At 35.9% G+C, this 15024-nt stretch carries 12 protein-coding genes; 8 read left to right on the forward strand and 4 right to left on the reverse strand.

What is annotated here, in order from left to right; all coding sequences use genetic code 11:
* Positions 1–146: 146 nt before the first annotated feature.
* The gene (locus ICJ84_RS05385; RefSeq protein WP_188215308.1) at positions 147–986 is read right to left on the reverse strand and encodes a hypothetical protein; all 840 of its coding nucleotides are present in this window, start codon (positions 984–986) and stop codon (positions 147–149) included.
* A 152-nt stretch (positions 987–1138) separates the two neighbouring features.
* On the opposite strand from ICJ84_RS05385, the gene ICJ84_RS05390 reads away from it, so the two are divergent.
* Positions 1139–2086 carry a calcium/sodium antiporter gene (locus ICJ84_RS05390; RefSeq protein WP_188215309.1) on the forward strand — a complete coding sequence of 316 codons (948 nt, stop codon included), beginning with the start codon at positions 1139–1141 and terminating at the stop codon, positions 2084–2086.
* A 126-nt stretch (positions 2087–2212) separates the two neighbouring features.
* Here the strand turns inward: ICJ84_RS05390 and ICJ84_RS05395 are convergent, their stop codons facing one another.
* Entirely contained in the window at positions 2213–3235 is a 1023-nt protein-coding gene (locus ICJ84_RS05395) for a glutamine synthetase beta-grasp domain-containing protein (protein WP_188215310.1), read from the reverse strand.
* A 257-nt stretch (positions 3236–3492) separates the two neighbouring features.
* Between ICJ84_RS05395 and ICJ84_RS05400 the strand changes: the two genes are divergently transcribed.
* The 7 genes from ICJ84_RS05400 (at position 3493) to ICJ84_RS05430 (ending at position 13802) form a co-directional block, all read left to right on the forward strand.
* Entirely contained in the window at positions 3493–5679 is a 2187-nt protein-coding gene (locus ICJ84_RS05400; protein ID WP_188215311.1) for a glutamine synthetase III family protein, read from the forward strand.
* Positions 5680–5839: 160 nt separating this feature from the next.
* Positions 5840–7018, forward strand: coding sequence for an AIR synthase related protein (locus ICJ84_RS05405; protein ID WP_188215312.1), 1179 nt, complete (start codon positions 5840–5842; stop codon positions 7016–7018).
* Between the two features lie 150 nt (positions 7019–7168).
* Positions 7169–8128, forward strand: a complete 960-nt coding sequence (locus ICJ84_RS05410; RefSeq protein WP_188215313.1) for a DUF3078 domain-containing protein — start codon at positions 7169–7171, stop codon at positions 8126–8128.
* 185 nt (positions 8129–8313) lie between these two features.
* Entirely contained in the window at positions 8314–10872 is a 2559-nt protein-coding gene (locus ICJ84_RS05415) for an adenosylcobalamin-dependent ribonucleoside-diphosphate reductase (protein ID WP_188215314.1), read from the forward strand.
* Positions 10873–11027: 155 nt separating this feature from the next.
* Positions 11028–12104 (forward strand): peptide chain release factor 1, encoded by a 1077-nt coding sequence (gene prfA / locus ICJ84_RS05420; protein ID WP_188215315.1) that lies wholly within the window; start codon positions 11028–11030, stop codon positions 12102–12104.
* Positions 12105–12139: 35 nt separating this feature from the next.
* On the forward strand, positions 12140–12955 hold the full coding sequence (gene pyrF, locus ICJ84_RS05425) for an orotidine-5'-phosphate decarboxylase (RefSeq protein WP_188215316.1): 816 nt from the start codon (positions 12140–12142) through the stop codon (positions 12953–12955).
* 37 nt (positions 12956–12992) lie between these two features.
* Entirely contained in the window at positions 12993–13802 is an 810-nt protein-coding gene (locus ICJ84_RS05430; protein WP_188215317.1) for an ABC transporter substrate-binding protein, read from the forward strand.
* 178 nt (positions 13803–13980) lie between these two features.
* On the opposite strand, the gene ICJ84_RS05435 is transcribed toward ICJ84_RS05430, so the two are convergent.
* Positions 13981–14178, reverse strand: a complete 198-nt coding sequence (locus tag ICJ84_RS05435) for a Lacal_2735 family protein (protein ID WP_188215318.1) — start codon at positions 14176–14178, stop codon at positions 13981–13983.
* A gap of 109 nt (positions 14179–14287) precedes the next feature.
* Positions 14288–14995 carry a DUF4197 domain-containing protein gene (locus ICJ84_RS05440; RefSeq protein ID WP_188215319.1) on the reverse strand — a complete coding sequence of 236 codons (708 nt, stop codon included), beginning with the start codon at positions 14993–14995 and terminating at the stop codon, positions 14288–14290.
* Positions 14996–15024 lie beyond the last annotated feature (29 nt).

Genomic DNA, 15024 nt, shown 5'->3' on the forward strand with positions numbered 1-15024 from the left:
ACAATTATTGTTTCTTTAAAAAGTATGTTATTCAAAACTATAACTATTTTTATAGTTTTACAACTATTAATTTAGTTTTTGTAAGAATTTAACATAAAAAAGAGGCGTAAAGCCTCTGGTTTTAATATTGTATTTTAAGATGGAATTTACTTTGTTGTGGCTATTACGGCTCCGTCTTTGGCTTTGTCGCCATAAATACTCATGGCGGTTTTCGATTTTAAATGATCTACCGCTTTTAGTTTGTTTTCCTTAGCTAATTTATCAAGCGTATCGAAGTCGCTTTCCTTGCCATCAATAATGATGAGTTTATTGGTGTTGGGGTCGTCGATAAATTGAAATTGATTGGATTTTCCGTGTTCAGGATTAAAAAGCGAAGAAAAGGCTTCAGAGTCGAATTGTTCTTCCAGTTGTTTTCTTAGTTTGTCCATGTCGATATTTTGACCATTAAAAAAGAAACTTCCGTTTTCACTGTTAAAAAAGTCATTTAGGTTAAAGCCTCCAAAATTCTTTAGATTCATACCAGGAATGGAATCATTACCGAAACTAAACATGTGCATGTTTGGCCTGTTTGAAAACCCTAAAGTATTTTGGTTTAAACTGCCTTGTGAGATAAATAATGAGCCGTCTTTTCTTCCAAATGTAATTTCACTAATTGGAGAGCTACTGGAAAAGTTGCTGATAGCCGATTCGTTATTGCCTGTTTTTAATTCAATTTTAATACCCGTTATTTCGTTTATTTCATTTCGTTCAATATTTCTAAAATTAGCGGTTATGCCATTATCTTTAAGCATACTTTTAATATCCTCAAAATCCTTTTCGGATGTCGTTTTGTCAAGAGTTACAATAACATCAGATTGCTGATAGATTGATTTAGAAATGAGTTTAGAGGGTGTGGTTTTATGAGCAAAACTTTTTATAGAAACGAAGCATAAAATCACCGCAGCACAAAGGCTAAAAGCCATTTTTAAAGCATTTTTAGATCTCATAATTAGTAATTTTTAAGATTTTCTATTAAAGGTAAAACTTAATGTTTTTTGTTGAAAAAGTTTAACCAAATTTTATAGAGAAGTGTTAAGAAATGTAAATTTAACAGTCCATAGAAATTTGCGAAATACTATCTTCGCATAAAATTTAATTTATGAGTTTAGTATTAGTTCTGTTAGGATTGGCGCTTCTGGTTGTGGGTGGTGAGTTTTTAGTTCGTTCTTCGGTAGCTTTATCGTTTAAATTTAATATCTCTAAAATGGTTATCGGGATGACAGTGGTGTCGTTTGCAACCTCGGCTCCGGAATTATTGGTGAGTTTACAGGCGGCTTTATCCGGATCATCCGCGATTGCTATTAATAATGTAGTAGGTTCTAATATTGCGAATATTGGTTTAGTCCTTGGGTGTACAGCACTCGTGGGGTCTATTGCGGTCGATAAATCGTTTTATAAATTAAATTGGCCGGCCATGATGCTTTTTAGTATAGTTTTATATTATTTTTTAAGTCAGGATGGTTTGTTATCTGCTATTGAAGGCGGTATTCTTTTTGCCGGATTGTGGTTGTTTTTAATTGTATTAATTAAATATGCTGGTAAGGATACCGAAGTAGAAGAAGTAGACGATACTTTGGCTATAGTGTCTAATTTTAAAATAGGTATTTGGTTGCTTATAGGGGCTGTAACTTTATATTATGGAAGCGAGTGGCTGGTTGAAGGCGCTAAGGATATTGCTAAATCTATAGGTGTTAGCGAAGCTGTTATAGGAGTGTCTTTAATAGCTATAGGTACAAGTGTGCCAGAACTTGCAGCATCTATAATTGCGGCAGCAAAACAGGAAAAGGCCATTTCTTTAGGAAATTTAATTGGCTCTAATATTTTTAATATCGCTTCGGTTTTAGGTTTAACTGCTATGATAAAACCGATTGAAGTTACCGAACCTTTGATATTATCACGCGATATTTTCTGGATGTTAGGTTTCGCTTTTGTATTATTGCCATTGGTATTTCTGCCAAAACGTTTTGAAATTAATAAATTAAAAGGCATGCTTTTAGTGTTAGGTTATGGAGTCTTTATGTTCTTATTATTTACTAATGGAAAATAGCCAATAGAAAGAATTTTATAAATGGTTTGTTTTGTTTCATGTCATTTATTCTAAAATAGAAGAAATAAAAAAGGGTTTACAAATTGTAAACCCTTTTTTATTATGAACAAATTATAAACTTTATAATTAAATCTTTGCAGACTTAACCGTTTTGATAATTCTTGCAGCAATTTTGTATGGATCACCATTTGAAGCTGGACGTCTATCTTCTAACCATCCTTTGTATCCTCTTTCTACAGTTGCGATTGGAATACGGATTGAAGCCCCACGGTCTGATACTCCAAAAGAGAAATCGTTGATAGAAGCTGTCTCGTGCTTACCAGTTAAACGTTGATCGTTAAACTCACCGTAAACTTCAATGTGCTCTTTTACTACCGGACGGAAAGCCTCACAAATTTTATCGTAAGTCGCTTTATCTCCACAAGTTCTTAATGTTGTGTTAGAGAAGTTAGCGTGCATACCAGAACCATTCCAGTCCATATCTTTACCTAGTGGTTTTGGGTGGTACTCAATGTAGTATCCGTACTTTTCAGTTAAACGGTCTAATAAGTATCTAGCAACCCAGATTTCGTCACCAGCTTGTTTTGCTCCTTTAGCAAATAATTGGAATTCCCATTGTCCACAAGCAACCTCTTGGTTAATACCTTCGAAGTTTAATCCTGCTTCAATACATAAATCAGCATGCTCTTCTACTAAATCTCTACCGTGAGTGTTTAAACCACCAACAGAACAGTAGTACATACCTTGAGGTTTAGGGTAACCACCTACCGGGAATCCTAAAGGCAATTGAGTTTTAGTATCCATAATGAAATACTCTTGCTCAAAACCAAACCAGAAATCATCATCCTCATCATCAATTGTCGCTCTACCGTTAGATACGTGAGGAGTTCCATCAGGATTTAAAACTTCAGTCATTACTAAGTATCCGTTAATACGATCTGGATCTGGATAAATAGCAACTGGCTTTAAAATACAGTCAGAAGAACCACCTTCAGCTTGCTTCGTTGAAGACCCGTCGAAAGACCAGTTTCCAATTTCTTCAAGAGTTCCTTTAAAGTCCTCATGTTCTTCTACTTTAGTTTTACTTCTCATGTTTTGGGTAGGGAAATATCCATCTAACCAAATGTATTCTAGCTTAATTTTTGCCATAATAAATATTTTATAAAATGATAATATTGATATTTAACGCAAATATATATTTTTATTTTAGACTTTGTATTTTACAGGGGTGTTTTCCGAAAACTTAAACTTATTTTTATTTACACCCCATTTTTTTAAGGTATCCATTAAAAAAACTATATTATTTTATACTAAAACTGAAAAATTCTTAAATGTTAAATAACAGGAAATATTAAGGATATTCTTATTTTTGCGAAAAATAGTTTCAATTTAATTACATACATACAATGCCAACATTACGATTTCATGCTGTAAAAGAATCGCTGTCTAATAAACCGATTGTGGTCGAAGAGAAGGAACGTCGTTCCGTATTATTTGGTCAGAATGTTTTTAATGAAAACACCATGCGTCAATATTTAACTAAAGATGCGTTTAAAGGTGTTATGAATGCTGTAAAATACGGAAAGAAGATAGATCGAAGTATTGCAGATCAAGTATCGTCTTCAATGAAAGACTGGGCATTATCTAAAGGAGTAACACACTATACACACTGGTTTCAGCCCTTAACAGGAACAACAGCCGAAAAACATGATGCGTTTTTTGAAACCGTAGGCGATGGTATTGCTATTGAGAAATTCGGTGGCGACCAATTAGTACAACAAGAGCCAGATGCATCTAGTTTTCCGCACGGCGGCATTCGAAATACATTTGAAGCACGAGGGTATACTGCCTGGGATCCAACATCGCCAGCCTTTATATATGGTACTACTTTATGTATACCCACCATATTCGTGGCGTATACCGGTGAAGCCTTAGATTATAAAACACCGTTATTAAGAGCGTTACAAGCCGTTGATGCAGCGGCAACCGAAGTGTGTAAATACTTCGATAAAAACGTTAAAAAAGTAACATCGTCTTTAGGCTGGGAACAGGAATATTTTTTAATAGACAAGGCTTTAGCGACAAGCAGACCGGATATCACATTAACAGGAAGAACTTTATTGGGGCATTCTTCAGCAAAAGGGCAGCAGTTGGATGATCATTATTTTGGTTCCATTCCAACACGGGCATTTAATTTTATGCGTGAGTTGGAAACCGAATGTATGCTTTTAGGTATTCCGGTAAAAACCAGACATAATGAGGTGGCGCCTAATCAGTTTGAGGTAGCTCCTATATTTGAAGAAGCGAATTTAGCGGTAGATCACAACTCTTTATTAATGGATGTTATGGGGCGTGTGGCATCAAAGCATAATTTAAAAGTGTTGTTTCACGAAAAACCATTTGCGGGAATTAATGGTTCAGGTAAACATAATAACTGGTCTTTATCGACTGATACCGGAGTGAATTTATTAGCGCCAGGTAAGACACCTATGAGTAATCTTCAGTTTTTAACCTTCTTTATCAATACGATTAAGGCGGTACATGAACACGAGGAATTGTTACGCGCCTCTATTGCTTCGGCAAGTAACGATCACAGGTTAGGTGCAAACGAAGCACCGCCGGCTATTATTTCCGTGTTTATCGGTCAGCAGCTAACTAAGGTTTTGGAAGAGCTGGAAGGTGTGACTAAAGGGAAATTATCACCCGAGGAAAAAACCGAACTAAAATTAAATGTAGTTGGTAAAATTCCGGATGTATTATTAGATAATACAGATAGAAACCGAACCTCGCCATTCGCTTTTACTGGAAATAAATTCGAGTTCAGAGCAGTAGGTTCTTTGGCGAACTGTGGCAATCCAATGACAATTTTAAATACTATTGTAGCGAAACAACTTCAGGATTTTAAAATAGAGGTTGACAAGTTGATTGATAAAAAAGATTTAAAGAAAGATGAGGCCATTTTTAATGTCTTACGTGAATATATCAAATCGACTAAAGCTATTTTGTTTGAAGGAAACGGATATGGAAAAGAGTGGGAAACCGAAGCTAAAAAAAGAGGGTTAAGCAATAATAAAACCACTCCTGAAGCTTTAAAAGCTAAGATTTCAGAAAAAACAATTAAGTTGTTTGATGACATGAATGTCATGAGTCCTATTGAAACGAAAGCGCGCTATGAAATTGAAATGGAAGCTTATATTATGCATATTCAAATAGAAGGACGTGTGTTAGGTGATATTGCCCGTAATCATATTGTACCAACAGCTGTGAAATATCAGAATGTTTTAATTGAAAATGTCAAAGGCTTGAAGGAGATTTTTGATAAAAAGTTTGTGGCCGTTTCTAAAGAGCAAATTAATTTAATTGAAGAAATTTCAAGTCATATAGAAGGTATCAACTCTAATGTGACTAAAATGATTAATGAGCGTAAAAAAGCGAATACCATTGATGATATCGAAAAGAAAGCAATGGCGTATTGTAATGATGTAAAGCCGTTGTTTGATGACATTCGTTACCATTGTGATAAATTAGAATTACTTGTTGATGATGAAATATGGCCGTTAACCAAGTATCGCGAATTGTTATTTACGAGGTAGTAATTGCTTTGTGAATCATTATAACTGTAGGTGATACAAATTGATATAAACTTTAAGGTTGACATGGAAATGTTTCAATCTTGAACGTCGAGTAAAAAATCCCGTTTTAATACGGGATTTTTTATTTCAAAGAATTAAATTTGCAGCTCAATACAATACTATGAGTCAAGAAGTTTCTAAACGCTACGCACAACGCGGAGTATCGGCATCAAAAGAAGATGTACACAATGCAATTAAAAACATTGATAAAGGGCTGTTTCCTAAGGCTTTTTGTAAAATCGTTCCCGATTATTTAACAAACGACGAGGATTACTGCTTAATTATGCATGCCGATGGTGCGGGAACAAAATCATCTTTGGCTTATATGTATTGGAAAGAAACCGGAGATATTTCAGTTTGGAAAGGCATTGCCCAAGATGCTTTAATTATGAATATTGATGATTTATTATGTGTTGGAGCGACCGACAATATCATGTTGTCATCAACGATTGGTAGGAATAAAAACCTGATTCCAGGTGAAGTGCTTTCTGCAATTATTAATGGGACAGAGGAATTAATTGAAGAATTAAAGTCTTTTGGGGTAACCATTCATTCAACAGGGGGGGAAACAGCAGATGTTGGTGATTTAGTGCGTACCATTATAGTAGATTCTACAGTTACTGCGCGTATGAAGCGTAGTGATGTTATTGATAATGCAAATATTCAGGCTGGCGATGTTATTGTAGGTTTAGAAAGTTTTGGTCAGGCAACTTATGAGAAATCATATAACGGTGGTATGGGAAGTAACGGATTGACCTCGGCAAGACACGATGTGTTCCATAATTACCTGGCTAAAAAATATCCTGAAAGTTTTGATGCTTCAGTGCCTGAAGATTTAGTGTATTCGGGTAATGTAAAATTAACCGATGCAGTTGAAGATGCTCCAATCGACGCGGGTCAGTTGGTCTTGTCTCCAACACGTACGTATGCGCCAATCATCAAGAAAATTTTATCACAATATAATAGCGATAATGTTCATGGTATGGTGCATTGTTCGGGTGGAGCGCAAACTAAAATTCTTCATTTCGTAAATGAATTCCATATTGTAAAAGATAATATGTTCCCAGTACCTCCATTATTCAAGTTAATACAGGAGCAAAGTAAAACTGACTGGAAAGAAATGTATCAGGTGTTTAACTGTGGGCACAGAATGGAATTATACGTGTCTCCAGAAATTGCGGAGGATATCATTAACATATCGAAATCTTTTAATGTAAATGCACAAATAATTGGTCGAGTAGAGGCGTCCGAAACCAAAAAGCTTACAATAAAAAGTGCTTATGGTGAGTTTAACTACTAAACTTTTTATTCAATAGCATTGAAATGGAACGGTTATTGATATTAAGTGTATTTTTATTAAGTAAACTAACACAGCTAGTAAAATAAACAGCCATTGAGATTTCTTGATGTCAGTGGTATGTTGCTTTTTATGAGTATTATGTAATTGCACATGAAAAACATTGTATTAATAATTTTTTGTTTCTTTTTTCAGATTATTTCAGCGCAACCAGATTCTTTATTCTTAAAAGTAAAATCAGAAAAATACGAAGGTCCGCAATGGGTTCAAAAAAATAAAGCAACTGTCGATTTAAGTGAGGTGGCTTTTGTAAACTGGAATTCCGGGGGAACCAATTCTATTAGTGGCCTTTTAGGGTTTGAAACTTCGGCGAATTATACCGATAAGTATTTTAATTGGAAGAACAATGCCGTGCTTCGTATGGGGATGAATAAGCAGGAGTCTACCGAATTACGAAAGACTGATGATTTGTTCGAGATTAATTCTAATATAGGGTATCAGCCTGACGAAAATTCTAACTGGTTTTATTCTGCGCGACTTAATTTTAAAACGCAATTGTTTAACGGTTACAGATATCCTGATACGGATAATCCGATTTCGCGTTTTATGGCGCCGGGTTATTTGTTTTTTGGTGGAGGTATGGAATACGGAAAGAATATCGATAAAATGTCCTTTTATTTCTCTCCGGTGACTCTAAAAGCAACGTTTGTTTTAGATGAAACCTTAGCTAATGCAGGTAAATTTGGCGTAGAGCCAGCGGTTTATGACAGTGAGGGTAATTTATTGGTTAAAGGAGAACGTGTGCGTCGTGAGGTTGGGATTTTAATAACAAATAGCCGTGAGTTGAAAGTTGCTGAGAATGTAAATTTGAAACATCAGGTGAGTTTGTATTCAGATTATGTTCACAATTTTGGAAATGTAGATGTTGATTGGCAGTTGGATTTTGATTTTAAAGTAAATAATTTCATCAGAGCTACACTTGGCTCGCATATTCGTTACGACGACGATATTAAAACCTTAAAAGAAACCGATGTTGAAGGTGAATTTGATGAAGCTGGGGCTAAAATTCAATGGAAACAGTTCTTAGGTGTTGGTTTTGCTGTTGATTTTTAGGAAATACTTTTTTTAAAGTGAAGTTTCAAAAATTTGTTAACTTTTTTATGTTGATAAATATTTAAATATTTGAAAATCAGTATTTTGTGTTTTTTTATTGTAAACTTTATGATTTTTATCATGTTTTAGTTCAGGTATTTTTCACGTTCTTTGTGGTGTAGAAAACGTTAATTAATTCCAACTTTATGCCTGTAGAAACACAAACTCACCAAAAGCCAACGACTTACACTCAAGAAGAAGCATTTGAAGCTTCAAAAGTCTATTTTAAAGGGGACGACTTAGCGGCCCGTGTATGGATTAACAAATATGCCTTAAAGGATTCTGAAGGTCATTTATACGAGAAAACCCCTAACGATATGCACCGTCGTATCGCCAAGGAAATTGCAAGAATTGAAAGTAACTACGCAAATCCATTATCGGAGGAGGAGATTTTCGATTTAATCAAAGATTTTAAATATATCGTACCACAAGGGAGTCCTATGGCTGGTATCGGTAATCCGTATCAAACGGCATCGTTATCAAATTGTTTTGTAATTGGTAATTCTGGAGAGTCTGATTCTTACGGAGGGATTATGAAGATTGATCAGGAGCAGGTGCAGTTAATGAAGCGGCGTGGTGGTGTTGGTCACGATTTATCACACATCCGACCAAAAGGATCTCCGGTAAAAAATTCAGCGTTAACCTCTACGGGTATTGTGCCTTTTATGGAGCGTTATTCTAATTCTACAAGAGAGGTGGCCCAGGATGGACGTCGAGGTGCTTTAATGCTGTCGGTGTCTATTAATCATCCGGATTCAGAAGATTTTATCGATGCTAAATTGGAACAAGGAAAGGTGACAGGTGCAAACGTATCGGTACGAATTGATGATGCTTTTATGAAGGCGGTTAAGGCTGATGGGGAATATGTTCAGAAGTATCCTATTTTCAGTGAAAACCCAAAGTATACAAAAACCATCCAGGCAACAGATATCTGGAAGAAAATCGTGCATAATGCATGGAAGTCGGCTGAACCGGGAATCTTATTCTGGGATACGGTAATTAACGAATCGGTGCCGGATTGTTATGCCGATTTAGGTTATAAAACGGTGTCTACAAACCCATGTGGGGAAATACCGTTATGTCCTTACGATTCTTGTCGTTTACTAGCTATTAATTTGTTGTCTTATGTGGAAAATCCGTTTACAGCGCATGCTAAATTCAATTTCGATTTATTTAAACACCATGCAGCTGTAGCACAACGCATGATGGATGATATCATTGATTTAGAGTTAGAAAAAATCGATGTGGTTTTAGAGAAAATAGACAAGGATCCGGAATTAGACGAAGTAAAAGCGGTCGAACGTAATTTATGGTTAAATATTAAAAAGAAAGCAGAGGAAGGGCGTCGTACAGGTATTGGTATTACTGCCGAAGGTGATATGTTGGCGGCTTTAGGAATTCAGTATGGAAGTGAAGCAGGAAATGCCTTCTCTTTAGAAGTTCATAAAACTTTATGTTTAGAAGTGTATCGCGCATCAGTTTACACCGCTAAGGAACGTGGTGCTTTTGCGATTTATGATTCAGAACGCGAGAAAAACAATCCGTTAATTCAACGCATCAAGAAAGAAGATGAAAAACTGTATTTCGATATGCTGGAATACGGACGTCGTAATATTGCCTTATTAACTATTGCGCCAACAGGAACAACCAGTTTAATGACGCAAACCTCTTCTGGAATTGAACCTGTATTTATGCCGGTTTACAAACGTAGAAGAAAAGTAAATCCGAACGATAAAAACGTACGTGTCGATTTTGTTGATGAAGTTGGTGATTCCTGGGAAGAATATGTGGTATTCCATCACCGTTTCAAACAATGGATGGAGGTCAATGGTATTGATTCTTCTAAAAATTTCACTCAGGATGAATTAGATGAATTGGTGAAAAAATCACCGTATTACAAAGCTACGTCTAATGATGTGGATTGGTTGAGTAAAGTGAGTATGCAAGGAGCTATTCAAAAATGGGTGGATCACTCGATTAGTGTGACGATTAATTTACCAAATGATGTTTCTGAAGAGTTGGTAGGAGAGTTGTATCTTAAAGCCTGGGAAGTTGGTTGTAAAGGAGTGACGGTTTACCGTGATGGCTCGCGTTCTGGGGTTTTAATTTCTAATGAAGAGAAAAAAGAAACTGAAAATTCAGAGGTGTTAACGACGTTCCCGGTAAAGCGTCCGGAAGTCTTGGATGCCGATGTGGTTCGATTCCAGAATAATAAAGAAAAATGGATTGCTTTTATCGGTTTAATCGACGGAAAACCTTATGAAATTTTTACTGGTTTAGCCGATGATGAAGACGGAATTCTTATTCCGCGTTGGGTGAACGAAGGCTTAATTATTAAAGGTAAAAACGAAGACGGAAGCAAACGTTACGATTTTCAGTATAAAAACAAACGTGGCTACAAAACCACTATTGAAGGCTTGTCGTATAAGTTCAATCCGGAATTCTGGAACTATGCGAAGTTAATTTCAAGTACCTTACGTCATGGTATGCCAATTGAGAAAGTGGTCGATTTAATTAACAGTTTACAGTTGGATAATGCGTCTATTAATACCTGGAAAAACGGTGTGGTACGGGCTGTAAAGCGCTATGTGGAAGACGGAACTGAAGCTAAAGGACACGTTTGCGATAACTGTGAATCAAAGAATTTAATTTATCAGGAAGGTTGTTTAACCTGTAAAGATTGTGGGTCTTCGAAATGTGGATAAAACCATCTTTATATTATAAATTTAAAGGAAGTCGAAAGGCTTCCTTTTTCATGGGTTATGATATTTTGAGAAATTTAAAATTTATTATTTCAATTTTTGAACTCACGATTTTTCAATTGATAAATTATCGTATTTTTGCCACACAATTTAATTAGATGTTAGACAAATTACAAATAGTAAAGCAGCGTTTTGATGAGGTGAGTGATTTAATCATTCAGCCGGATGTGATTTCCGATCAAAAACGCTATATCGCTTTAAATAAAGAATATAAAGATCTTAAGGTTCTTATTGAGAAACGAGAAGAGTATATTGAGGCCACTAATAATTTAGCTGAAGCAGAAGAGATTCTTGCCGATGGTAGCGATGCCGAAATGGTGGAAATGGCTAAAATGCAGTTTGAAGAAGCAAAAGCAGCGATTCCTAAATTGGAAGATGAGATTAAGTTTCTTTTAATTCCGAAAGACCCTGAAGATGCTAAAAATGCCGTGGTAGAGTTACGTGCCGGAACCGGTGGTGACGAGGCGAGTATCTTTGCAGGAGATTTATTCAGAATGTACACCAAATATTGTGAAAGCAAAGGCTGGAAGGTAGATACTGTAGACTTTAGTGAAGGAACTAACGGTGGATTTAAAGAAATTCAGTTTGAAGTTTCTGGAGAAGATGTTTACGGAACTTTGAAGTTTGAAGCCGGGGTGCACCGTGTGCAACGTGTACCACAAACCGAAACTCAAGGTCGTGTGCATACCAGTGCCGCAACGGTTATGGTATTCCCGGAAGCAGAAGAGTTTGATGTAGAAATTAATCCTAAAGATGTACGTATCGATTTCTTCTGTTCGTCAGGTCCTGGAGGTCAATCGGTAAATACAACCTATTCAGCTGTGCGTTTAACACACATTCCTACCGGATTGGTAGCGCAGTGTCAGGATCAGAAATCGCAGCATAAGAATAAAGAGAAAGCGTTTAAAGTATTACGCTCGCGTTTGTACGATATGGAGCTTGCTAAAAAGCAGGAAGAAGATGCGGCGAAACGAGGCAGCATGGTGACTTCAGGAGATAGAAGTGCGAAGATTAGAACCTATAACTATCCGCAAGGCCGTGTAACCGATCACAGAATCGGATTAACACTTTACGATTTAAGTAATATTGTAAACGGCGATATCCAGAAAATTATAGATGAGTTACAATTGGCTGAAAACACCGAAAAGTTAAAAGCTAGCGATAACGTAATTTAAAAAATGAACAGCCTCTTTAAGAGGCTTTTTTATATATGACAACAGCACAACTTGTAGAACAAATTAAGAAGAAACAATCCTTTCTGTGTATTGGATTAGATGTCGATTTAAACAAAATCCCAGAGCACCTTTTAAATGAGGAAGACCCTATTTTTGCGTTCAATAAAGCTATTATCGATGCAACTCATCATTTATGTGTGGCCTACAAACCGAATACGGCTTTTTACGAAGCTTATGGAATAAAAGGCTGGAAAGCTTTAGAGAAGACCATTAATTACTTAAATGAGAATCACCCTGAAATTTTCACGATTGCAGATGCGAAGCGTGGAGATATCGGGAACACGAGTACCATGTATGCGAAAGCTTTTTTTGAGGACTTAGCTTTTGATTCGGTAACCGTGGCGCCTTATATGGGAAAAGATTCCGTGGAGCCGTTTTTAGCATTTCAGGACAAGCACACGATTATGTTGGGCTTAACATCTAATGCTGGTGCTTTCGATTTTCAGACGAAAATAGTCGATGGTAAAGAATTGTATAAACAGGTTTTAGAAACTTCTAAAACTTGGGAAAATGCACAGAATTTAATGTATGTGGTTGGTGCCACAAAGGCGGAGTATTTGGCAGATATTCGTCAAATTATCCCTGACAGTTTCTTGCTAGTGCCAGGAATAGGGGCGCAAGGTGGAAATTTACAAGACGTTTGTAAATACGGAATGAACGATACGGTTGGTCTGTTAATCAATTCTTCAAGAGGTATTATTTATGCGTCAAAAGATGAAGATTATGCAGAGGTAGCTGCCGAAAAAGCTAAAGAACTGCAATTGGAAATGGCTGAGATTCTTTCAGCTTAGTTTCAGTTAGATATTCAAAAATTAAACATAATTCGTTTTGGAGGTTTTAGATCAATTACACAGAACAATTGCTTTGAAAGACATTCCGAAGCGAATTATCTCTTTAGTGCCCAGCCAAACCGAATTGTTGTGCGATTTAGGATTGGAGGATTCTTTAGTTGGGGTGACTAAATTTTGTGTGCATCCGCATCATATCACTACTGATGTGACTGTGGTGGGGGGGACCAAAAATATTCATCTAGATAAAATAAAAGCCTTACAGCCCGATATTATTCTGTGTAATAAGGAGGAGAATACAAAGGAGATTGTTGATGCATGTGAGCGTATTTGTCCGGTTCATGTTTCCGATATTTATACTATGGCCGATAGTATGAAACTGATTGAACAGTATGGCGTGTTATTTAATAGAGTAAAGGAAGCAGAGCTTATGATTTCTCAAATGAAGTGTGAAATAGGGGGTTTTAAAAGCTTTTTAAAAGATAAAAAAGTGCTAACTGTGGCTTATTTTATCTGGAAGACTCCATGGATGGTAGCCGCCAATAATACGTTTATAAATCATCTTTTAGAGTTGAATAAATTTGCAAATGCATTTGAGGATAATACGCGTTATCCCGAGGTGCTTACAGAAGAATCTGTACATTTTGAAAATGTAGATGTAGTATTATTGTCCAGTGAACCGTATCCATTTAAAGAAATACATAAATACGAGGTGCAAGGCTATTTTCCAAAAGCTAAAATCGTTTTAGCCGATGGAGAAATGTTTTCCTGGTATGGTTCTAGACTGCTAAAAGCATTCGAGTATTTTAAAACGCTCCGTTTAAGTCTTGAGAATAATCTAGCTTGCTAGTATCTTCAACAAAATTTTCAATTTTACGTTCTAACTCTTTTAAGCTGATTAACTTATTTAAGTTTGGCTTAATTCTTCCTACTTTACAAAATTGCGTACTCATAACTTGTTTTTTTATAAAGTACGTGATTTTGTGCGATTTAGATGTAAGGTAATCGTTAAATAAATGATAAAAACGTTAAACTAAAGTTTTTTGCTGCTCTCTGGCTAAATATTTTAAACGGTTTAACTTATTAAGAAGTTTAATAGCCATATACTCAGAAATGTCGCTTTGTGCAGAATCCGTCTGGCGTAAATTATACGCCTGTTCAATGAGAAGCTTATATCGATTTTTAAGCTTTTCCTGATCGTTCTTTATGCGGTCAAGTCTGTCCATTGTTATCTGAATTACAGTAAGTTAAATATACATTTTTTATTCATTAAAAAAAAAAATCCGATAATTATTTTATTAACCATCGGATTTATATTGAAATTACTATTATTTTTTAGTCCTGTAAAGCGAAAACCTGTTTTAATAACGTGGTTGTTCTCGATGAAATATCGGTACGAATTTCTTTTTCTTCTACAGCAATCATGGTATAAACACCTTGTAATGCTTCACTTGTTACATAATCGGTTAAATCCGGATTTACATCATTGGTAAAAGGAATGCTGTTATATTTATTGATTAGGTTTGTCCATATTTTATCGGCGCCTACTTTTGCAAACGAACTATTAATTACCGGGTGAAACTTATCATACAGAGGTGTTTGAGTTTTTCCAGTTAGATATTGTGTAGCCGCATCATTGTTACCTAATAAAATATTCTTGGCATCGGTAAACGTGATTTGCTTTACGGCATCTACAAAAATAGGGGTCGCTTCTTTAACGGCATCTTCAGCAGCGCGGTTTAGGGCTTTAATTCCTTCATCTGCCAGACTTCCCAAGCCAATGCTTCTAAGACCTTTATCGACTTGTTGTAATTCTTCTGGTAGTAAAATTTTTACCAAATCATTTTTGTAAAATCCATCGGTTTGAGTAAGTTTCGATACTTGCTTTTCAATTCCAAAATTTAAAGCTTCCCTTAATCCTGAAGCAATCTGATCGTTACCTATAGTTGTTCCTGTCTGCGGAAGCTGATTGATAACTTGTTGTAGGTCGGCACAGGCAGTTAAAGAGAAAACCAGAGCTAGTGCAAAAATCTTTTTTATCATATTTGGGTGTTTTGTTTCTTGAACAAATA

It is taken from the genome of Aestuariibaculum suncheonense, assembly GCF_014596935.1.
In the GTDB taxonomy this organism is placed as follows: domain Bacteria; phylum Bacteroidota; class Bacteroidia; order Flavobacteriales; family Flavobacteriaceae; genus Aestuariibaculum; species Aestuariibaculum suncheonense.